Raw genomic sequence first — 20301 nt, 5'->3', positions numbered from 1 at the left:
TTCTGGGAGACGGCGCAGGAGCTCGAGATGCCGATCGCCTTCCACGTGATCGTCCGAGATCGGCAGTGGTTCCGTCAGTGGCAGCGGAAGGATCCCTCCGACGCCCTCTTCAGCATCGCGTTCCTCGCCATCGACGTGATGGCCGCCTTCACCCAGATGCTGGCATCGGGGATGTTCGAGCGCTACCCGCGTCTCAAGTGCGCGGTGCTGGAGGCCGGCTCGAACTGGATCGCGGCGTGGCTCGACCGGCTCGATCACAAGTACCGCGTGATGAAGCGCCACACGCCGATCCGGATGGAGCCGAGCGACTACTTCCGCCGGCAGTGCCTGATCTCCGCCGACCCGGACGAGTCCGTCACCGCGCAGATGGTCGAGCATCTCGGCGCCGACTACTTCATCTGGGCGTCGGACTATCCGCACATCGATGCGTCGTTCGGCGTCGTTTGCGAGCTCAAGGAGCGGCTGGCGCCGCTCGCAGAGGACGCGCGCCGCAAGGTGCTCGGACTGAACGCCCAGCGCTTCTACCAGCTCGCCGGCTGACGACGCCCGACGGCTACCGCTCCTTCCGGTAGCGGCGGATCAGGGCATTGGTGGAGCTGTCGTGGGCGAGCCGGGGCTCGGCCGCGCTCTCCAGCTCGGGCACGATGCGCTGGGCCAGGACCTTGCCCAGCTCGACGCCCCACTGATCGAACGAGTTCACGCCCCAGATCGTGCCCTGCGTGAAGACGCTGTGCTCGTAGAGTGCCACGAGCGTGCCGAGCGCCTCGGGGGTCAGCTCCCGGCCGAGGATCACGTTGGACGGCCGGTTCCCCTCGAATACCCGATGGGGGACGAGGGCGGGCGGCGTGCCCTCGGCCCGCACCTCGTCCGCCGTCTTGCCGAAGGCCAGCGCCTCGGCCTGGGCGAATACGTTGGCCACGAGCTGATCGTGGTGTGGGCCCAGTGGGTTCTGGGAGCGCGCGAAGGCGATGAAGTCGCAGGGGATGAGCCGCGTCCCCTGGTGGATGAGCTGGTAGAACGAGTGCTGGCCGTTGGTGCCCGGTTCGCCCCAGTACACTGGGCCGGTGGGATACGTCACCACGCTCCCGTCGAGCGTGACCCGCTTGCCGTTGCTCTCCATCGTGAGCTGCTGCAGATACGCTGGGAAGCGCTTGAGATATTGCTCGTAGGGCAGCACTGCGACGGTCTCCGCCCCGAAGAAATCGGTGTACCAGACGGTGAGCAGGCCCAGGAGGACCGGCAGGTTGCGCGCGAGCGGCGCGGTCCGGAAGTGCTCGTCCATCCGATGGAACCCCGCGAGCATGGCGCGGAAATGCTCGGGCCCGATGGCGATCATGGTGGAAAGCCCGATGGCCGAGTCCATCGAGTACCGTCCGCCGACCCAGTCCCAGAACTCGAACATGTTCGTGGGATCGATGCCGAACTCGGTGACCTTCCCCGTGTTGGTGGACAGGGCGACGAAGTGCTTGGCGACCGCCCGGGCGTCGCCGAGGCCCTGGAGCAGCCAGGCGCGCGCGCTCGCCGCGTTGGTCATGGTCTCGAGCGTGGTGAACGTCTTGGAGGCGACGATGAACAGGGTCTCCGCCGGGTCGAGGTCGCGGGTCGCCTCGACGAGGTCGGTGCCATCCACGTTCGAGACGAACCGGAACGTCATGGCGCGCGCGCTCCAGTGGCGGAGCGCCTCGTAGGCCATGACCGGTCCGAGGTCAGAGCCCCCGATGCCGATGTTGATCACGTTCCGGATCCGCTTGCCGGTGTAGCCCCGCCACGAGCCGATCCGGACGGACTCGGCGAACCCGGCCATCCTGTTGAGCACCGCGTGCACCCGCGGCATCACGTTCTCGCCATTCACCACGATCGACGCGTCCCGCAGCGCGCGCAGGGCCACGTGCAGCACCGCGCGGTGCTCGGTCACGTTGATCCGATCGCCCCGGAACATGGCCTCGATGCGCTCGGGCAGCCCGGATTCCTCGGCGAGCCGGACGAGCAGCGCGAGTGTCTCGTCGGTGACCCGGTTCTTCGAGTAGTCGAGATAGAGGCCGGCGGCCTCCGCGGTGAGACGCTCGCCGCGCGTGGGGTCGGCGGCGAAGAGGGCGCGAAGATGCTGGGGCCGGATGCGCTCGTAGTGCGCGTTGAGATCCTTCCAGGCGGGGCGCGCGGTCAGGGGCGTGTGCATGCTCATGGCCATCATCCTCTCATGCGCCCGCGAGGCCGGCGTTCCAGACCTTCACGGCGGGAGACTCGTGGTAGTAGCCGAGAATGCTCAGTCTGGCGGTGTCCAGCACGAAGTGCTCGCCGGCGGCTGCGGGCAGACCGATCCACCGCGCCACCAGCACCCGGAGAATGTGACCGTGCGCAAAGAGCGCGACGTGGCCGGGCGCGGGGGCGCGGACCCGCGCGATGACGCGATCGGCCCGCGCCCCGACCTCTTCCGGGCCCTCGCCGCCGGGGCAGCCGTCCCGGAAGAGCATCCATCCCGGCCGCCGCGCACGGATCTCGGTCAGGGTGAGGCCTTCGTACGCTCCGTAGTCCCACTCGCGCAGGTCCGGCTCGACCGTCGCCCGATCTCCAAGCCCCGAGAGCTCAACCGTCTCGCGCGCTCGCTGGCGCGGGCTTGTGAGGACTAACGCGAACGATTCCTCCGCCAGGATGGGACGAAGGCGTCGGGCCACCACCCGTCCGTTGTCGGTCAGCGGAATATCCGTCGAGCTGGTATGCCGCCCGCTCAGGCTCCACGCGGTCTCGCCGTGGCGGATCGCGTAGACCTCCTGCCCGACCCCGCCCATGCCTCAGTCGTCGGCGGCGGTATCGCGCCGTGACCGCTTGGTGTCCTTGCCGTTACCCGCCCAGCGCCACTCCAGGATCTCGGGCATGTCCTCACCGTACCTGGCGATGTATTGCTTGTGCTCGAAGAGCTTGTCGCGGACCGCCTGCTTGGCGTAGGCGGCGCGCGCCCCCAGCTCGGGGACGCGGTCGATCACGTCCCCGAAGAGATGGAAGCGATCCATGTCGTTGAGCACGACCATGTCGAAGGGGGTGGTGGTGGTCCCCTCCTCCTTGTAGCCACGCACATGCACGTTCCCGTGGTTCGTCCGCCGGTAGATCAACCGATGGATCAGCCACGGATAGCCATGGAACGCGAAGATGACGGGCTTGTCCTTGGTGAAGAGCACGTCGAACTCCCGGTCCGACAGGCCGTGCGGATGCTCTTCCCGCGGCTGGAGCTTCATGAGGTTCACGATGTTGATGACCCGCACCTTGAGCGCGGGCACGTGCTGCCGAAGGAGCTGGACGGCCGCGAGAGTCTCCAGCGTCGGCACATCCCCGCAGCAGGCCATGACCACGTCCGGCTCCCCGCCCTGATCGTTGCTGGCCCACTCCCAGATGCCGAGGCCGGCGGTGCAGTGTTTGATGGCCTGGTCCATCGTCAGCCACTGCGGGCCCGGCTGCTTGCCCGCGACGATCACGTTGACGTAGCCCCGGCTGCGCAGACAGTGATCGGTGACGCTGAGCAGGCAGTTGGCGTCGGGCGGGAGGTAGACGCGGATGACCTCCGCCTTCTTGTTGACCACGTGGTCGATGAAACCCGGGTCCTGATGGCTGAAGCCGTTGTGATCCTGCCGCCAGACGTGGCTCGAGAGCAGATAGTTCAGCGACGCGATGGGCCGGCGCCAGGGGATGTGGTTGGCGACCTTGAGCCACTTGGCGTGCTGGTTGAACATCGAGTCGACGATGTGGATGAACGCCTCATAGCAGGAGAAGAACCCATGGCGCCCGGTCAGAAGATAGCCTTCGAGCCAGCCCTGGCACTGGTGCTCGGACAGCATCTCCATCACGCGCCCGTCCGGCGCCAGGTGGTCGTCGTAGGGCCGGATCTCCGCGTTCCACGCGCGGTTGGTCACCTCGAGCACGTCCTGCCAGCGGTTCGAGTTGTTCTCGTCCGGGCTGAAGATGCGGAAGTTGCGGCTCGCGAGGTTGTCCTTCATCACGTCCCGGAGGAATCGCCCCATCACGCGCGTCGATTCCGCGGTGGAGGCGCCCGGTCGGGTGACGTCCACCGCGTAGCGGCGGAAGTCCGGCAGCCGGAGATCCTTCAGGAGGAGCCCGCCGTTGGCATGCGGATTGGCGCCCATCCGCCGCGTCCCCTCGGGCGCGAGGGCGGCCAGCGCGGGTTTGAAGCGTCCGTTCGGCTCGAAGAGCTCCTGGGGCCGGTAGCTCTTCATCCAGTCTTCGAGGATCTTCACGTGCGCGGGATTCTCGTGCATCTCGCCCATCGGCACCTGGTGCGAGCGCCAGAACCCCTCCGTCTTCTTGCCGTCGACCTCTTTGGGGCCGGTCCATCCCTTCGGCGAGCGGAGCACGATCATGGGCCATCGTGGCCGGTCGGGGCGGCCTCGGCGGCGGGCCACGTCCTGGATGGCGCGGATCTCCTCCACCACCGTGTCGAGAGTCGACGCCATCAGCTGATGCATCGTCGCGGGATCGTCGCCCTCGACATAGTGGGGCGTGTAGCCGTAGCCGCGCAGGAGCTGGTCGAGCTCCTCGTGAGGGATCCGGGCCAGGATGCACGGGCTGGCGATCTTGTGGCCGTTCAGGTGGAGGATGGGCAACACCGCCCCGTCGGTGACAGGATCCAGGAACTTGTTGGAGTGCCAGCTAGTGGCCAGCGGCCCGGTCTCCGCCTCGCCATCGCCCACCACGCAGGCGACGACCAGGTCGGGATTGTCGAAGGCCGCGCCGTACGCATGGGAGATCGCGTAGCCGAGCTCGCCGCCCTCGTGGATCGAGCCGGGCGTCTCGGGCGCGACGTGGCTCGGGATGCCGCCGGGGAACGAGAACTGCGTGAAGAGGCGCTTCATGCCCTCCTCGTCCTGCGAGATGCTCGGGTAGTACTCGGTGTACGTCCCCTCGAGGTAGCACTGCGCCACCAGCGCGGGGCCCCCGTGGCCCGGCCCCGTGATGTAGATCATGTCGAGGTCGTTCTTCTTGATGACGCGATTGAGGTGCACGTAGATGAAGTTGAGGCCGGGCGTGGTCCCCCAGTGCCCGAGCAGACGCGGCTTGATGTGCTCCTTGGTCAGCGGCTTCTTCAGGAGCGGATTGTCGTAGAGGTAGATCTGCCCCACCGCCAGATAGTTGGACGCGCGCCAGTAGGCATCGATCGCCTCGAGATCGGTCGCGGAGAGCGGCATCGGACGCTGCGGGGCATCGGAGGGGGACGTGGCCTTCGCCATGGCGAGACTCCTTCTCGGTTGACGCGGGCGATCCGTCTCAGCGTACATCCGGCCCGGACGCGCGGTCGGCCGAAGTTGTACTATCAGACCCCGGAGACGATGGAGGACATAGTGCGCTCGTCGAGAAGCGCCCGGTCGCTTCGCGGAGGTCCCCATGCAATACGGCCTGTTCACGATGCCTTCGCACCCACCCGAGCGGCGGCTGTATGACGGCCACCAATGGGACCTCCAGACACTGCGCTGGGCCGACGAGCTAGGCTTCAGCGAGGCCTGGATCGGCGAGCACCACACCGCTCCGTGGGAGCCCCATCCCGCGCCCGACCTGCTGGTGGCGCAGGCACTCATGGAGACCCGGCGCATGCGCATCGGTCCCGGCGGCTTCCTCATGCCGTATCACCACCCCGCCGAGCTGGCCAACCGCGTGGCCATGCTCGACCACCTCGCTCAAGGGCGCTTGAACTTCGGCGTGGCGGCGAGCGGCCTGCCCAGCGACTGGGCAATGTTCAACGTGGACGGCATGTCCGGGCAGCACCGCGAGATGACCCGCGAGGCGCTGGAGATCGTGCTGCGCCTCTGGGGCGACGAGCCCGAGTTCGACCATCAGGGCAAGTACTGGCACGTCACCAAGACGGGAACGTTGCTCGGTACGCTCAAGCCGCACATCATGCCTTTTCAGAAGCCGCATCCCCCGATCGGCGTGGCCGGGGTGAGCAAGGGCTCCGACACCCTGAAGCTCGCGGGCGAGCGCGGCTTCTGGCCGATGAGCCTCAATCTCAATCCCGCCTATGTGGCGAGCCACTGGGAGTCGGTGGAGATCGGCGCGGCGAAGAGCGGGCGGACGCCCAAGCGGGCGGACTGGCGGCTCGTTCGCGAGATCTTCGTCGCCGACACCGACGCGGAGGCCATGCGGCTTTCCGCGGGCGGCATGATGGGCCGGATGATGGAGGAGTATTTCCTGCCCCTCCTCGCGTCGTTCGGGTTCACCGAATTCCTGAAGCACGATCCCAGCGTCCCCGACTCCGACGTCACGCCGGAGTACTGCGCGCGCCACAACTGGCTGGTGGGCTCGCCCGACACGGTGGCCAACCGGCTCCATGACATCTACGAGCAGGTGGGCGGCTTCGGCCACCTCCTCCTCTTCTGCTTCGACTACACCGACGAGCCCAAGGCGTGGCGGCATTCGATGGAGCTGCTCGCCAAGGAGGTCATGCCACGCTTCAAGACCCTGGTGCCGAAGTAGCGGGGCCGGACCTCAGCGTCCCATGCGCCGGTTGTAGGCCTGGGTAAAGCGGGCGTGCAGATCGGGATCGCGCTCGGTCTGGCCGGACGTGTCCATCTGGACCCGCACGCTCCCGTCGACCTGGCGCGTGACCGCCACCGAGGCGTTGATCCCGTCCCTGACGCCCCGGATCAACCCGGTCGCGGGGTCCGCGGAGGTCACCTGCACGCCGGCGTCCTGCAGGCCGCCCAGCGCCGCGCTGTAGGCGCGGTCGTAGGTCGACGGGCTCGGCGCCACGGCGACGGGCTCGTAGACCACGCAGCTCGTCAGCGCCGCGCTCGAGAGACCGACCACCAGCATGACCAGCCCGACGCGCATCGTCATGGCCCAGCCTCCTTTTGGGGCGCCGCTACGGTGAACAGGTGATGAACGACGACCTGAGGGCCGCGAGCCGCAGCCGCCCGTCGTCCACGATGGTCATCTCGATCACGTCCACCGGGTCGGTTTTCATCCAACCGACCTCGGACAGGACGCGGATCGAGTAGATGGTCTCCCCTGCGGCGGCGCGGGCCCGCGCATCGGAGGCCCAGAAGGAGCGCTGGGACAGCTCGTACGACTGGTAGGCACAGCGCTGGGTGATCACGGTCCAGGCGAAGGCCTGTACCGGGCGGGGCACTGGGGTCCCCCGTGAAAACTGGATCCGGGAGTCGAGCGGGATCGAGGCGAAGCCAGCCAGCGCGCACAGGATGGGCGCCAGGCACACCAGTCGCACCGCTCCGCGCCACCGCCTCATACCGGGCGGCCCACTTGCCGGGGGACGCCGGATCGCCTAAGGTGGCGTCGGCCCCAGCCGCAGATCGCCCACCTGGCACCCAGGAGGAGGGTATGGACTTCGACGCGCGGTCCGCCGATCGCTTGCCCTTCCACGACGAGGACGAGATCACGCCGGCGCCGGCCGACGCCACCTCGTCCGACGTGAGGATCCGCCACCTGCAGCGGGTCCCGCTCTTCAGCGGGTTCAGCGAGGACGAGCTCCGGCGCATCGTGGACCACTCCCGGATCGTCGAGATGGCCGCGGGCACGGTGGTCACCGAGATGGGGGAGCCCGGCGATTCGTTCTTCGTCATCATCGACGGCACCGTCGCCGCGCGCACCCCGATCGGGGCCGGCAGCGAGCTCAAACCCGGCGACTTCTTCGGCGAGATGAGCCTGCTCGATGGCGAGCCCCGCTCCGCCACGATCGTGGCCGTCACGGACGTGCGCCTGCTCGTGGTCGATCGGACCCATTTCTGGCATCTGCTGGACGAGACACCCGATCTGATCCGGCGCATCCTCACGATCCTGTCGCGCCGCGTCCGTCGGCTGGAGCAGACGGTTCACGCCATTCTCCGGGGCGCGAACCCCGCCTGATCGCCGCTCATCCTGCCGCCGCCCACTTCGGAAGGCCGCAGTGCAGGCAGCGGCGGGCGAAGAGGTTGTGCCGCCAGTCCTGGCGCCAGGGACGCGCGTCGAACGCGCGAAAGAAGAGCTCCCCACAGCGCGGGCACGTGAAATTGAACTCCCGGTAACCGATCGCCGTGACCAGCACCATCCAGAGGAGTGCCCCCGGGAGGATCGCGTTGCCTCCGTCGCGCGTCCACCCCAGCGCCTGGCTCGGGAGGGCCATTCCCGGGAGGTAGCCCAGGAAGGCGAGCCAGAACGCCCAGCTCCACCCGCGGTAGCGGCGCCACGCGCCCGAGTACGAACGCTCCACGGCTATTCGTAGTACTCCGGCGAGTGCTTCAGGCTCAGGCTCTGGGGTTTGTCGTGATTGATCCAGAGCTGGGCCTTCTTCTCCTCCAGGAGATCGGCGACGCGCGTGAGCGACGCCCGATGCGACTGATCGGCGGCGGCACTGTGCCCGCAATCCATGACATAGAGGCGATCGGCCCCCGTGGACTCTGCATCGGCGCTGAGTCCGGTGAGCGTCAGGACCGCGAGCGCGGCCAGCCAGAGAGCCTTCGTTCGCATGATGATCCCCCTCGCCGACACCGCCTCAGCATACACGGCTACCACAGGCCCGGGAGCAGGCGGGACCGCACCGTGCCTGCGTAGCGCGACCATCCCGCGTCCTGGGCGAGCACCCGCTCCTCGGCCCGGATGCGGTAGATCAGCGACGCCCATCCCGCCAGCACCATCAGCACCGTCCCGGCATTCCAGCCCTGGAGGTTGTATCCGATGTCGGCGAGCACGTACGAGAGATAAATCGGGTGGCGCACGATCCGGTAGGGGCCGCGGGTCACCAGATTCCGCAGGGCGGGGCGGATGCCGAACCGCCGGCCCAGCGTGACCAGGCTCGCGCAGCTCAGGCACGCGGCGAGCGTTACGAGGACGAGGCCACCCGTGATCCACACCGGCTCGTCGGGCACCCACTTGATGTAGATGACCTGGGCGTAGGGGTAGGCATAGGACATGACCACCGCGGCGGCGGACAGCGCCGAGCGGTCCTGCGCACGCGGCGCCGCCCGCGTCAGCGCGAACCCGAGGACGAGCAGATGCTGGGACACGTAGATCCAGTCGGCGATCCCGAAGGCCGGCGTCGTCCAGAGGAGAATGCCCAGTTCCACCACGGTCACGCCGAAGAGGAGCAGGTCGGCGGGCGTTCGCGCGGACGGCCGGAGCAGGTGCAGCCTCACGATGGGCCGATCATATCTGAAGCGCGCGGCGCCGGCGCCGCCTTGCCCCTACCGAGCGGCGCGCGCTACACTCCCTCTCCGATGGCCCGGCGCTGGTCCCACTGACGTGTCGAACGCGCTCGTCCTCGAGTTCGCCGCGATCGCCGCCGACGATCTGCATCGCGCCGGCGGCAAGGCGGTGAATCTCGGCGCGCTGACGCGCGCCGGCCTGCCCGTGCCGCCGGGCGTGTGTGTCACCACCGACGCGTATCGGCAGGTGGCCGCGGCCGCGCGCGGCTTCGACGCGCTGCTCGAGCAGATCGCCGCGACGCTCCCGACCGACACCGCCCGGCTCGCGAGCCTGGCGGGCGACGCGCGCGCCGCAATGCTCGCCACCCCCGTGCCCGACGCGATCGCGCACGCGGTGGTCGCGGGCTACGAGCGGCTCGGCCGCGATGTCCCGGTCGCCGTCCGGTCGTCGGCGACGGCCGAGGATCTTCCCTTCGCGAGCTTCGCGGGACAGCAGGACACCTACCTCAACGTGATCGGCCGCGAGGCGATACTCGAGGCGACCCGGCGCTGCTGGGCGTCGCTGTGGACGGACCGCGCGGTGACGTACCGCGCCACCAACGGCATCGACCCGCGAGCGGTGACACTGGCCGTGGTGATACAGGAGATGGTCGCCGCGACGGTCGCGGGCGTGATGTTCACGGCCAATCCGGTGACCGGCCGCCGCGGACACACCGTCATCGATGCCAGCCCGGGTCTCGGGGAGGCCGTGGTGTCGGGCGCGGTGAACCCCGACCACTTCGTGGTCGATGCGGCGAGCGCCGCGATACTCGAGCGACGCCTCGGCGACAAGAAGCTCGTGATTCGTGCTCAGGCCGGCGGCGGGACCGAGCGCGTCGCGCGGCCGGAACAGCCGGGCGAGGCCTGCATCACCGACGAGCAGGTGCGCGCGCTCACCGCGCTCGGCGTCCGCGTCGAGACGCACTACGGCGCGCCCCAGGACACCGAGTGGGCGATCGACGCCGGCGGCCGCCTCTGGCTCACGCAGGCCCGCCCCATCACGACCCTCTATCCCCTACCCAACGGCGCTCCGCCGCCGGGCGACGATCTCCGCGCGTACTTCTGCTTCAGCGTGGCCCAGGGCCTCTACCGCCCGATCACCCCGATGGGGCTGGCCGGCTTCCGTATCCTCGCGTCCGCGGCCTCCGAGGTGCTGGGCTTTCCCGTCGCCGATCCGCTGACCGGCCCCACGCGGTACGCCGAGGCGGGGGAGCGGGTGTTCGCCGATCTCACCGGCGTGCTGCGGAGCCCGGCCGGCCGGCGCCTCATGCCGCGCGTGCTCGACGTGATGGAGGCGCGCTCGGCGGTGATCCTGCGGCGCCTGACCTCCGACCCGCGCCTGGCGCTCAACCGGACCTGGCTGTCCTTCGTCCGCCGCGTGCTGCGAATCGCCTGGCGGTTCAGGATCCCCCTCACCGCGATCCGCGCGCTCACCGACCCCGAGGCGTTTCACGAGCACGCGCGGCGCATCGGAGCCGATCTGGCGAGCCGCGTCGCTGTCCCCGACACCGCGTCGGCCGTCGAGCGGCTGAGCCGCGTCGAGCACATCCTCTTCCGCGACTGCATCTCGATGGTGCCGTGGATCATGGCCGGGCCTGCCGTGGGATTCGCGATGCTGGGCCTCGCCGCCAAGCTGCTCGGCGAAGACGCCCGGGACGGCGATCTCCAGACGGTGCTGCGGGGCCTCCCCCACAACGTCACCACGGACATGGATCTCGCGCTCTGGGATCTCGCGGCGCGCATCCGCGCCGACGGCGACGCCGCGGCCGCGCTAGGTGGCCCGTCGACCGATGAGCTGGCCGAACGCTTCCAGAGGGGCGCCCTGCCCGCCGTCGCTCAGCGGGGCCTGACGGACTTCCTCGCCCGATACGGACACCGTGCCGTCGCCGAGGTGGACATCGGCATGCCGCGCTGGTCGGACGACCCGCGCCACATCCTCGGTGTCCTCGCCAACTATCTCCGTCTGGAGGACGAGGCGCTGGCGCCGGACCGGCTCTTCGCCCGCGGCGCCGCGGAAGCGGACGCCATGATCGCCACGCTGGTCGCGCGGGTGCGCCGCCGAGGCCGCGTGCGGGCGAACCTCGCCGGTTTCGCGCTCGCGCGGGCCCGCGCGCTCGCCGGCACGCGCGAGCTGCCCAAGTTCTACCTGATCGTCGCCTTCGCGGCGGTGCGCCGCCAGCTCGCCCTCGTGGGCGCCGAGCTCGCCGCCTCCCGACGCCTCGATGCCGCGGACGACGTGTTCTTCGTCGATCTCCGCGAGGCGCGCGCCGGCGTCGCCGGACGCGATCTGCGCGAGCTGGTGGCGGAGCGGCGCGCGCGCTACGACCTCGAGCTGCGCCGGCGCCACGTGCCGCGGGTGCTCCTCTCCGACGGCACGGAGCCCGAGGCCGAGGGCGACACCGGCGCGGCGACCGACGGCGCGCTGACCGGCGCGCCCGCCTCGGCCGGCACCGTGACCGCGCCGGCGCGCGTGATCCTCGATCCCGTCGGGGCCCATCTCGAGCCGGGCGAGATCCTCGTGGCGCCGTCGACGGATCCCGGCTGGACGCCGCTGTTCCTCACTGCCGGCGGGCTGGTCATGGAGATGGGCGGCGCCAACTCGCACGGCGCCGTGGTCGCGCGGGAGTACGGTATCCCCGCGGTGGTTGGCGTCGCTCGGGCCACGTCGCGCATCGTCACCGGGCAGCGCATCACGATCGACGGCGGGCGCGGCACGATCAGCATCGCCTGAGTCAGCGCGGCGCCACGCTAGGTCTCAGCGTGCGGACGTGCGATGATCGCCCTGTCCCATGGCCAGCGTCCTCGGCCGCGTCTTGCTGATAGCCGTGGCGGTGTTTTTATGCGACTCCACGGTCTCGGCCCAGACTCCCACCGCGGCGACGATGGATGCAACGTCGAAGCCATCGAAGTTCCGCTCCCCGGACGACGGGTGGTTCGACGTGAGCGCCTTCCTCGACGAAAAGTATGGATTCCTGCCCGTCGCCATCCCGATCACCGAGCCCGCGGTCGGTTACGGCGCCGCGGTGGGTGTCATGTTCATCAGCGAGCCGCTGGGCCAGGCTCAGCAAGCGGGGTTCGGGCGCCCCGACATCACGCTCCTGGGCGCGCTCGGCACCGAGAACGGCACGTCGGGCGTCATGCTCGCCGACGTGCGCCACTGGTTCAACGATCGGCTGCAGACCCAGGTGGGTCTCACGCACCTCTCGGCCAATCTCGACTTCCACGGCATCGGCACGGATCGGCTGCTGGACGACCACCCACTCCGTTACAATCTTGAGCCCACGGGCGGGGTCATCCGGGTCAAATACCGTCTTGGCGAGACGCCGCTCTGGGCGGGAATCGGCTACGCCTTCCTCGACACGCATCACGTTCGACAAGCCCCGGGGGACGCCCGGGCGGCCGGACTTCGAGCGCATCTCGAACGAGGCCAGCCTCACCCCCTCGCTCACCTACGACTCGCGTGACAACCTGTTCACGCCGACGCGCGGCACATTCGCGGAGGCCGTCGTGGGGGTCTTCAGTCCCGCGCTGGGCGGCGACGACGAGCTGCAGCGCGTGCAGCTCACCGCGATCCACTACCTGCCGCTGCTGTCCACGCTCTACCTGGGACTGCGCGGCGACGCCTCTGCAACGTTCGGCGACGCGCCCTTCTACCTGCGGCCGTTCATCAGCCTTCGCGGGGCGCCGATCATGCGCTATCAGGGCGAGGAGGTCGTGCAGGCCGAGGCCGAGGTCCGCTGGCAGTTCTGGAAGCGCTTCAGCCTGGTGGGATTCGCCGGGGTGGGCGCGGCGTGGAACGACTTCGAGCGGGTGAACAATCGGCGGGTCGTGCCCACCGGGGGCGTGGGCTTCCGCTACGAGCTGGCGCGCAAGTACGGGATCCACGCGGGCCTGGATTTCGCGGTCGCGCCCGACAACACCGCCGTGTACCTTCAGGTCGGGAGCGCCTGGGCGCGCCCCTGAGCCCGCGCAAGGAGGGCATGCGATGGCCTACTGGCTGGTGAAGTCCGAGCCCGACGACTGGTCCTGGGAGGAGCAGGTCGCGAAGGGGAGCAAGGGCGCCGAGTGGACCGGAATCCGAAACTTCTCCGCTCAGAACCACCTGCGCGCGATGAAGAAGGGCGACCAGGCGTTTTTCTATCACACGGGCAAGGAGCGCGCGATCGTCGGCATCGTCAAGGTGATCGCCGAGGCCCATCCCGACTCGACCGACGCGGCGTGGAGCGCGATCGACGTCGCGGCGGTGAAGAAGCTCCCGAAGCCGGTGACCCTCGATCAGATCAAGGCGGACAAGCGCTTCGCGGGCATGGCGCTGGTCAGGATCTCGCGCCTGTCGGTGCAGCCGGTGTCCGACGCCGAGTGGCGCGCCCTCTGCAAGTTGGGCGGGCTGGACTGAGCCGCTCCCGGAGGAGGCGCGGGGGTCGTCAGCGTCGAGGAGCCAGCGGGTCCTCCGGATCGAGGTAGGGGGTCCACTTGAGCCCGATGCGTGAGAGGTCGGCGGCGAGCACGTCTTCGCCCTCGGGTCGAGCGCCGTGCTCGATCCACCGCACGAGATCGTCGAACGCCTGACGACGGGTGGCGCCCTCCACGGCACAGTGGCCCGGCCCGCGCACCACGCGCTGCACGAGCAGCTGGTCCATCCCCGCGGCGATCGTGCGCCGCTTGTACGACTGCTCCAGGCTCAGCGGTACCCAGGCATCGCCCGTCTCGTGCAGCGTGAGGAGCGGCGCCTTCAGGCGTCCCGTCGGCTCCGCGTACACCGGGTTGGCCGTGCGGGCGTCCTTGAAGGGCTGAACGCGCCGGACCCGCGCATTGAGCTCGTCCTCGGTGAGGCCCAGGCCGGAATCGATCCGGTATCTCACGTGGACGGTGCTGGCCGCCAGGAGCCCGGGGTTCGTCTGGCTCTCGAGGTCCTTGGGACGATAGATGACGTTGAGCAGGTAACGCGGCCGCAGGCCCTGGAGACGGAGCGGCAGGTCGTTCCCCGCGCGGTCGGCGCCCATCAAGTACTTCACCACGCTGTCGAACTGGCGCCCCTGCGCGGTGTACATGCCGGGCAGCCCGAGCGTGCGTACGAGGGCCTCGGTCAGCGAGCCGAACGCCAGCCGGTCCGGGACATCGAAGATCGGTACGCCCGAGATCAACTCGGCCGCGGCGGTGTACGCGGTCAGATAGTCGGCGATGCCGATGCCGTCGACGAGCCCGCATTCGGCGAGGCCGCCCTGGTAGAGCTCCGGGTGCTGCTCGAGCGACGCGGTGACGATGTGCCCGCCCATGGACTGCCCGTAGATGACCGACCAGCGCGGGCGGCCGATCTCTCTCACGAAGAGCTCGCGGAGCGCGATCAGGTCCTCGATGAAGAGATGGGGCTGGTACTCGCGCGCCCGATAGCCGGACGCGATCCAGGCATGCCCCTGTCCGAGGACGTGGCTGGCGATCGGCATCATGTAGACATCGCCCCGCCCGGGCCCGCGCTGAATGCCGTGCGCGAACACGACGAGCCCGCCGCGCCAGTTCGCGGGCACCTGGATGATGTAGTCGGCGTCGCCGAACCGGCCCGCGCGATCGATCGCCGCGCCCTGCGCCTCCGCGCGCGGCGCCTCCAGCCAGGGCCCGCGCGCCCCGGCCAGAGCCAGCCCCAGCACGAGCACCGCGACGGGGGCCGTGACCCACCGCGGGCCCCGCCCCCATCCGTCACGACCAGCGTCGCTCGCCCCTCGCCGCATCCCGGCCTCCGGGCGCTTCTTCGCACGGCGCGCCGGCCGTCGTCAAGGGGGCGCGGCCGAGCAGCTAGGCGAGGCGAATCACGTAGAGCATGCTCCCGCTATCCTTGCTCGCGAGGTACCCGTCGGAGCTGGTCACGACGCCGTCCAGAGCCGTCGTGCTCCGACGCACGGTACGCCGCGCGCGGAATGGCGCGAAGTGGACGGGCGCGCCGCCAAGCATCTCGCACGCGGCGCCCCTCCACTGGTTGGTCGCCTCGATGAGCATGAAGACGAACCCGAGTCCCCGGTAGCGCGACGCGGTCTCGGCGACCAGCTCGAAGGTGTCGACTTTCGGGAGCGCATCGGACCGAGCGACCATGAAGTGATGGCCGACCTTGCCGGCGACGAGAGCGTCTCGGAACTGCGGGTAGGCGACGGACAGGGCCTTCACCGCCTCCGCGGCCTGGGCGCCGAGCAGCGCGAACACCGGCTCCACGTAGGCGAGGACCGCGTCCAAAAACGGATCCCCCTCCCGGACGGTTGCCGCAGCGTCGAGCGTCGGCATCGTCTCGTTGAGCGCGCCGCCGATCACCTGCCCGTCCCCGTCGAGGATGGCGAGCGATTGCATGAGCGTCCCGGGATTGACCGTGACGGCGTCGCGAGGGCTCGCCGGGTCCGTCAGGATGAGGAGGCGAATGAACCAGTAGAGCAACCGCTCCTTGCTCCAGGATCCGAACGAGGCGGTGCCGAACGGATCGCGGTGACGCGCCTCATGCAGCCCGATGGGCGGAAACCGCGACGGCTGCAGATGGCGGCACTGCGGCTCGCGGCGGGCGAACGACGTGCCGACCACCTCGGCCAGCTGCAGGACCTGCTCGGGCGTCAACCGCGCGGCGGGCACCGCGGCATACCAGCGGCTTCGATGCCGCCGCGCCCGCTGGAAATTCACCACCGGCAGCGTCTCCGGCAATGGCTGCACGCCGTGCTGCGCGATATCGGCCGCGGTCGGATAGGAACAGTACGGCAGCGGGCGTGGCGCATTCAGCGCCAGCCCTTCCGCGATGCTGCGGTCGTTCATGGACATGCGCTCCCTGGGGCCTCTCGCTCGGACCCGGCGCAGAGCAGAGCATCTTGGATGCCAACGGGAAGATCCGTGGAATTGAGCGGCTTTGGCGCGTCCACATCGGAGATTTTCCAGGCTCGATCGGGAAGCGCGCCGGAGGGTCGGGCGACCCGCCCGCGCGCGCTGCCTCAGCGGAGGCCGCCCCGCCGTGGCGGCGTCATCGCGCCACGCCGGGTTGACGCGGGAGCAAGGCCACCAGCAGGCCAAGCAGCAGGAGGAACGGGGTCAGCCGATACACGGTGGCGATGCTCGTGTAGTCGGCGAGCCGGCCGAGGGCGGCGGCGCCGAGCCCGCCGAGCCCGAACGAGAATCCGTAGAACATCCCCGCGGCGAGGCCGACGCGGCCGGGGATCAGCTCCTGGGCGTACACGAGGATCGCGGAGAACGCCGAGGCCATGATGAAGGCCACCACCACCGCGAGGACACCGGTCCAGAAGAGATTCGCGTGCGGCAGCATCAGCGCGAACGGGAAGGCGCCGAGGATGGAGAACCACATCACGGGGATGCGCCCGACGCGGTCGCCCACCGCCCCGCCGGCGATGGTGCCCAACACGATACCGACCAGGAAGGCGAAGAGGTAGAACTGCGCCGTCTGCACCGGGAGGTGGAACTTGTCGATCAAGTAGAGCGTGAAGTACGAGCCGAGGCTCGCGCTGTAGACGTTCTTCGAGAAGAGCAGCGCCACCAGGATCGCCACCGTGAAGATCACCTTGCGCCGCGGCAGCGCGGCGGCGCGCGTCGGATCGGCCACGGGCGCGGTGCGGCCGGCGGCGCTGCGCGCGGGCCGCGCGGCCGTCCGGTGACGCGCGTACCAGCCACCCACCTGGATCAGCACGACGATCGCGATCAGGGCCAGCAGCGAGAACCAGCCGATGCTCCCCTGCCCGTGCGGCACCACGATGAAGGCGGCCAGGAGCGGACCCGATGCGGAGCCGATGTTGCCACCCACCTGGAACAGTGACTGAGCCAGACCGTAGCGGCCGCCCGCCGCCATGCGCGCCACGCGTGAGGCCTCGGGGTGGAAGATCGACGACCCCATGCCGATCATCATGGCGGCCAGCAGGATCATGGGATACGAGCCCGCCCGCGACATGAGGAGCAGCCCGATCATCGTGGTGCCGATCCCCACGGTGAGCGAGTAGGGCTGGGGGCGCCGGTCGGTGTAGAGGCCCACCACCGGCTGCAACATCGAGGCGGTGAACTGGAAGGCCAGCGTGATCAGGCCGATCTGGCCGAAGGTGAGACCGTAGGACACCTTGAGGATGGGGTAGAGCGCCGGCACCAGCGACTGCATGGTGTCGTTGAGCAGGTGACAGAAGCTCAGCGACAGAATGACCGAGAAGTTGGTGACGGCCGCGGCGGCGCCGGTCTGGAGGCCGGCGCGCGACGCGACGCTCGGTGAGCTCTCCAGGACGCGATCGGCCATTGCCCTACCATAGCAGACTCTCCCGCCCCTACCTTGATCGGACACGAGGTCCAGTGGGATAGTTGGGCCCTCACGACCACGGGCTGATTCGGACCCACGAACGCCTTCGAGAGGAGAGCCTCATGGCCCACGACCTCGTGATCCGGGGTGGCTTGATCGTGGACGGGACCGGCGCGCCGGGTCGCCCCGGCGACCTTGCGGTGTCCGGCGGTCGCATCGCCGAGGTCGGCGCCGTCTCCGACCGGGGCGCGCGCGAGATCGACGCGGGCGGGCTCGTGGTCGCGCCCGGCTTCATCGACCCCCACACGCACTACGACGCCCAGCTCACCTGGGATCCCAGCGCCTCCTGCACGTCCTGGCACGGCGTGACGACCATCGTCACCGGCAATTGCGGCTTCACCATCGCGCCCTGCCGCCCCGGGGATCGCCTCACGCTCATGAAGATGCTCGAGTACGTCGAGGGCATGTCCCTCGAGGCGATGCAGAAGGGCATCCGGTGGGAGTTCGAGACGTTTCGGGAGTATCTGGATGCGCTGGACCGTCTGCCCCTCTGGGTCAACGTGGCGCCCCTCATCGGCCATTCCGCGGTGCGCCAGTTCGTCATGGGCGAGGCGGCGTGGGAGCGCGAGGCCACCGCCGAGGAGCTCGAGGGCATGGCCGCGGAGGTGCGGCGCGCGATGGCCGACGGCGCCGTCGGCTTCTCCTCGACGACCAACCAGAACCATGTGGGCGATCGCGGCCGGCCCGTGCCGAGCCGGCTCGGCAGCGACCGCGAGCTCGAGCACCTGGCGGCGGCCATGGGCGCCACGGGGCGCGGCATCGTCGAGCTCACCATCGGGGGGAGTCGCCCGAACCGCGTGGCGGAAGTCGACCGCTACGCGGAGCTGGCGCGCGCGTCGCGCCGGCCGGTCACCATGGTCTCGGTGCGCCACAATCCGGTGCGTCCCGACGAGCATCGCCAGATCCTCGAGAAGGTGGAGGCGGCATGGCGCGAAGGCCTGCGCCTGCATCCCCAGGGCACGTGCTCGCCCCTCACCTCGACCTTCACCATCACCAACGGCTTCGTGTTCGGGCGCTACAAGGCGTGGCGCCGCGTGCTGGAAGCCAAGCCCTCGGAGTGGCGCGCCATCCTCGCCGACGGGGACTTCCGCGCCGAGTTCCGCGAGAACGTCCGCCGCTCGGCCCTCTTCAACGGCGACATCGTGCCCTTGCGGGTCAAGAAGGCGGTCAAGCCGGAGCTCCAGGGCCTGGCGGGCAAGAGCGTGGTGGAGCTGGCCCGTGACACCGGCAAGGACGTGGTGGACTCCTTCCTCGACCTGGCCCTCGCCGACGACTTCCGCACCGAGTTCATGTCGGCGACGATGAATACCGACGCGGCCGCGGTGGCGGAGATCTTCCTGCATCCCACCGCGGTGCTCGGCCTCTCCGACGCCGGGGCTCACATCACCCAGTTCTCGGAGGCGGGTCAGACGAGCCAGCTCCTCGGCCACTGGGTGCGCGAGCGTCAGGCCCTGTCGCTCGAGGCCGCGGTGCGCCTCATCACCGCCGCCCCGGCGGAGATCTTCGGCATCCCCGACCGCGGGCGTCTCGCCCCCGACCTCGCCGCGGACATCACCGTGTTCGACCCGCGCACGATCGCCTGCCACGAAGAGGAGATCGTCCACGACATGCCGGACGGCGGGCCGCGCTACGTCGCGCGCTCGAGCGGCATCCAGTGGTCGTTCGTGAACGGCCGGCCGGTCATCCGCGATGGGAAGCTGCCGGAGCCGGAGGCGGTGTTGGGAGCCGGCCGCGTCATCCGGGCCACGTAGCCATGCCCGTTGCGCTTCTCGCGGGGCTCATCGCCGTTGCGGCCGTCATGGGCGGCGTTCCCGGCCGCGCTCACGCGCAAGACATCGAGGACGTCTACCGGAAGGTGAGTCCTGCGGTGGCGATGATCAGGGCGAAGGGGCGCGAGGTCACGGCCTCTCGGGGTCTCGTGTACTTCAACGAGATCGGCTCCGGCGTCCTGGTCTCGGCTGACGGGAAGGTCGTCACCGCGGCCCACGTCGTGCATGCCGTGGACGAGGTCACCGTGGAGTTCTCCGGCGGCGAGGCGATCCCTGCCCGCGTGATCGCCTCGGAGCCCGCCGCCGATCTCTCCATGCTCCAGCTCGCGCGGACGCCGCAGGGCATCCAGCCCGCGCGGCTCGGCGACTCCGACGGCGTCCGGGTGGGTCAGCAGGTGCTGGTCATCGGCGCTCCCTATGGGCTCGTGCATTCGTTCAGCGCCGGCTGGATCAGTGCGAAGTGGCTGCCCAACACCGCGTACCGCTCGATGCCGCTGGCGGAGTTCTTCCAGACGACCGCGACCATCAACACCGGAAACTCCGGCGGGCCCATGTTCAACCTGGCCGGCGAGGTCATCGGCATCGTCAGTCACAACATCTCGAAGGGTGGCGGCAGCGAAGGGCTCGGCTTCGCGGTGACGATGAAGAGCGCGCGCTACTTCCTGATGGAGCGGGAATGGGCGTGGATCGGGTTGCACGGCACCGTGCTGACCGGAGAGCTCGCGGAGGCCTTCAACATCCCAGGCGGCAGCGGCCTGCTCCTTAGCATCGTCCCCATGGACTCGCCCGCCTGGGAGATGGGACTCCAGGGCGGCGACCGGATCGCCGTGATCGGGGGACAGGAGATCGTGATCCGTGGAGACGTCGTCCTCAGCATGGCCGGCATCCAGATCACGAGCGATGCGGACATTCCCCGGATCCGGGAGCGCCTCGGCGCCATGAAGACCGGAGAGATCTTCAAGGCGTCGGTGCTCCGCGCCGGCCAGGTGATCGAGCTCACGGGCAAGGCCCCGTAACGTCGCCGTCACGCACGTGCTCACCT

20 protein-coding genes are annotated in these 20301 nt (G+C 69.6%); 9 read left to right on the top strand and 11 right to left on the bottom strand.

Going from position 1 to position 20301, the window contains the following annotated elements:
* Positions 1-540 (top strand): amidohydrolase family protein (locus VFX14_24200; protein ID HEU5192796.1); only part of this gene is annotated, 540 nt, incomplete at its 5' end.
* Between the two features lie 13 nt (positions 541-553).
* On the opposite strand, the gene pgi is transcribed toward VFX14_24200, so the two are convergent.
* Genes pgi through VFX14_24185 form a run of 3 tightly spaced genes read right to left on the bottom strand, consistent with a single transcriptional unit; the run spans position 554 to position 5192 of the window.
* On the bottom strand, positions 554-2182 hold the full coding sequence (gene pgi, locus VFX14_24195) for a glucose-6-phosphate isomerase (GenBank protein HEU5192795.1): 1629 nt from the start codon (positions 2180-2182) through the stop codon (positions 554-556).
* 13 nt (positions 2183-2195) lie between these two features.
* Positions 2196-2786, bottom strand: a complete 591-nt coding sequence (locus tag VFX14_24190) for a histidine phosphatase family protein (protein ID HEU5192794.1) — start codon at positions 2784-2786, stop codon at positions 2196-2198.
* Between the two features lie 3 nt (positions 2787-2789).
* Positions 2790-5192: a phosphoketolase family protein gene (locus VFX14_24185; GenBank protein HEU5192793.1), complete on the bottom strand. Its 2403-nt coding sequence runs from the start codon at positions 5190-5192 to the stop codon at positions 2790-2792.
* A gap of 196 nt (positions 5193-5388) precedes the next feature.
* On the opposite strand from VFX14_24185, the gene VFX14_24180 reads away from it, so the two are divergent.
* Positions 5389-6474 (top strand): LLM class flavin-dependent oxidoreductase, encoded by a 1086-nt coding sequence (locus VFX14_24180; protein HEU5192792.1) that lies wholly within the window; start codon positions 5389-5391, stop codon positions 6472-6474.
* Between the two features lie 12 nt (positions 6475-6486).
* Here the strand turns inward: VFX14_24180 and VFX14_24175 are convergent, their stop codons facing one another.
* Together VFX14_24175 and VFX14_24170 are read right to left on the bottom strand one after the other, a co-directional pair.
* Complete coding sequence (locus VFX14_24175; protein ID HEU5192791.1) at positions 6487-6837, bottom strand: hypothetical protein; 351 nt, start codon at positions 6835-6837, stop codon at positions 6487-6489.
* A gap of 25 nt (positions 6838-6862) precedes the next feature.
* Entirely contained in the window at positions 6863-7246 is a 384-nt protein-coding gene (locus VFX14_24170) for a hypothetical protein (protein HEU5192790.1), read from the bottom strand.
* A 92-nt stretch (positions 7247-7338) separates the two neighbouring features.
* On the opposite strand from VFX14_24170, the gene VFX14_24165 reads away from it, so the two are divergent.
* Positions 7339-7863, top strand: a complete 525-nt coding sequence (locus tag VFX14_24165) for a cyclic nucleotide-binding domain-containing protein (protein HEU5192789.1) — start codon at positions 7339-7341, stop codon at positions 7861-7863.
* A gap of 7 nt (positions 7864-7870) precedes the next feature.
* On the opposite strand, the gene VFX14_24160 is transcribed toward VFX14_24165, so the two are convergent.
* The 3 genes from VFX14_24160 to VFX14_24150 are packed head-to-tail and all read right to left on the bottom strand — an operon-like array spanning position 7871 to position 9128.
* Positions 7871-8206, bottom strand: coding sequence for a hypothetical protein (locus tag VFX14_24160; GenBank protein ID HEU5192788.1), 336 nt, complete (start codon positions 8204-8206; stop codon positions 7871-7873).
* 2 nt (positions 8207-8208) lie between these two features.
* Positions 8209-8463: a hypothetical protein gene (locus VFX14_24155; protein HEU5192787.1), complete on the bottom strand. Its 255-nt coding sequence runs from the start codon at positions 8461-8463 to the stop codon at positions 8209-8211.
* A gap of 38 nt (positions 8464-8501) precedes the next feature.
* Positions 8502-9128, bottom strand: a complete 627-nt coding sequence (locus VFX14_24150; GenBank protein ID HEU5192786.1) for an isoprenylcysteine carboxylmethyltransferase family protein — start codon at positions 9126-9128, stop codon at positions 8502-8504.
* 106 nt (positions 9129-9234) lie between these two features.
* Here VFX14_24150 and VFX14_24145 point away from each other — a divergent pair, with 106 nt between their 5' ends.
* From VFX14_24145 to VFX14_24130, 4 genes are read left to right on the top strand one after another with little or no spacing between them, the layout of a single operon-like run.
* Complete coding sequence (locus VFX14_24145) at positions 9235-11907, top strand: PEP/pyruvate-binding domain-containing protein (GenBank protein HEU5192785.1); 2673 nt, start codon at positions 9235-9237, stop codon at positions 11905-11907.
* Between the two features lie 58 nt (positions 11908-11965).
* Entirely contained in the window at positions 11966-12640 is a 675-nt protein-coding gene (locus VFX14_24140) for a hypothetical protein (protein HEU5192784.1), read from the top strand.
* Positions 12540-13139 (top strand): BamA/TamA family outer membrane protein, encoded by a 600-nt coding sequence (locus VFX14_24135; protein ID HEU5192783.1) that lies wholly within the window; start codon positions 12540-12542, stop codon positions 13137-13139. Before VFX14_24140 ends, VFX14_24135 begins: the two co-directional genes overlap by 101 nt.
* A 22-nt stretch (positions 13140-13161) precedes the next feature.
* Positions 13162-13572 carry an EVE domain-containing protein gene (locus VFX14_24130; GenBank protein HEU5192782.1) on the top strand — a complete coding sequence of 137 codons (411 nt, stop codon included), beginning with the start codon at positions 13162-13164 and terminating at the stop codon, positions 13570-13572.
* Positions 13573-13600: 28 nt separating this feature from the next.
* On the opposite strand, the gene VFX14_24125 is transcribed toward VFX14_24130, so the two are convergent.
* From VFX14_24125 to VFX14_24115, 3 genes are all read right to left on the bottom strand, one after another.
* Positions 13601-14902 carry a prolyl oligopeptidase family serine peptidase gene (locus VFX14_24125; protein HEU5192781.1) on the bottom strand — a complete coding sequence of 434 codons (1302 nt, stop codon included), beginning with the start codon at positions 14900-14902 and terminating at the stop codon, positions 13601-13603.
* A gap of 64 nt (positions 14903-14966) precedes the next feature.
* Positions 14967-15959, bottom strand: coding sequence for a hypothetical protein (locus VFX14_24120; GenBank protein HEU5192780.1), 993 nt, complete (start codon positions 15957-15959; stop codon positions 14967-14969).
* Positions 15960-16161: 202 nt separating this feature from the next.
* Positions 16162-17430, bottom strand: coding sequence for an MFS transporter (locus tag VFX14_24115; protein HEU5192779.1), 1269 nt, complete (start codon positions 17428-17430; stop codon positions 16162-16164).
* A 122-nt stretch (positions 17431-17552) separates the two neighbouring features.
* On the opposite strand from VFX14_24115, the gene VFX14_24110 reads away from it, so the two are divergent.
* Entirely contained in the window at positions 17553-19241 is a 1689-nt protein-coding gene (locus VFX14_24110; protein ID HEU5192778.1) for an amidohydrolase family protein, read from the top strand.
* A 2-nt stretch (positions 19242-19243) separates the two neighbouring features.
* Positions 19244-20275 carry a trypsin-like peptidase domain-containing protein gene (locus tag VFX14_24105; GenBank protein HEU5192777.1) on the top strand — a complete coding sequence of 344 codons (1032 nt, stop codon included), beginning with the start codon at positions 19244-19246 and terminating at the stop codon, positions 20273-20275.
* Positions 20276-20301 lie beyond the last annotated feature (26 nt).

The organism is Candidatus Methylomirabilota bacterium (assembly GCA_035764725.1).
Taxonomy (GTDB): Bacteria; Methylomirabilota; Methylomirabilia; order Rokubacteriales; family CSP1-6; genus DASRWT01.
Note: the sequence above shows the minus strand (reverse complement) of the source record. Positions and strands in the feature narration are given on the sequence as shown.

Bases quoted from the DNA above. Each gene is read 5' to 3' on its own strand.
- pgi (HEU5192795.1), bottom strand. From the start codon at position 2,182: ATGAGCATGCACACGCCCCTGACCGCGCGCCCCGCCTGGAAGGATCTC.
- VFX14_24190 (HEU5192794.1), bottom strand. From the start codon at position 2,786: ATGGGCGGGGTCGGGCAGGAGGTCTACGCGATCCGCCACGGCGAGACC.
- VFX14_24185 (HEU5192793.1), bottom strand. From the start codon at position 5,192: ATGCCGCTCTCCGCGACCGATCTCGAGGCGATCGATGCCTACTGGCGC.
- VFX14_24180 (HEU5192792.1), top strand. From the start codon at position 5,389: ATGCAATACGGCCTGTTCACGATGCCTTCGCACCCACCCGAGCGGCGG.
- VFX14_24175 (HEU5192791.1), bottom strand. From the start codon at position 6,837: ATGACGATGCGCGTCGGGCTGGTCATGCTGGTGGTCGGTCTCTCGAGC.
- VFX14_24170 (HEU5192790.1), bottom strand. From the start codon at position 7,246: ATGAGGCGGTGGCGCGGAGCGGTGCGACTGGTGTGCCTGGCGCCCATC.
- VFX14_24165 (HEU5192789.1), top strand. From the start codon at position 7,339: ATGGACTTCGACGCGCGGTCCGCCGATCGCTTGCCCTTCCACGACGAG.
- VFX14_24155 (HEU5192787.1), bottom strand. From the start codon at position 8,463: ATGCGAACGAAGGCTCTCTGGCTGGCCGCGCTCGCGGTCCTGACGCTC.
- VFX14_24140 (HEU5192784.1), top strand. From the start codon at position 11,966: ATGGCCAGCGTCCTCGGCCGCGTCTTGCTGATAGCCGTGGCGGTGTTT.
- VFX14_24130 (HEU5192782.1), top strand. From the start codon at position 13,162: ATGGCCTACTGGCTGGTGAAGTCCGAGCCCGACGACTGGTCCTGGGAG.
- VFX14_24125 (HEU5192781.1), bottom strand. From the start codon at position 14,902: ATGCGGCGAGGGGCGAGCGACGCTGGTCGTGACGGATGGGGGCGGGGC.
- VFX14_24120 (HEU5192780.1), bottom strand. From the start codon at position 15,959: ATGAACGACCGCAGCATCGCGGAAGGGCTGGCGCTGAATGCGCCACGC.
- VFX14_24115 (HEU5192779.1), bottom strand. From the start codon at position 17,430: ATGGCCGATCGCGTCCTGGAGAGCTCACCGAGCGTCGCGTCGCGCGCC.
- VFX14_24110 (HEU5192778.1), top strand. From the start codon at position 17,553: ATGGCCCACGACCTCGTGATCCGGGGTGGCTTGATCGTGGACGGGACC.
- VFX14_24105 (HEU5192777.1), top strand. From the start codon at position 19,244: ATGCCCGTTGCGCTTCTCGCGGGGCTCATCGCCGTTGCGGCCGTCATG.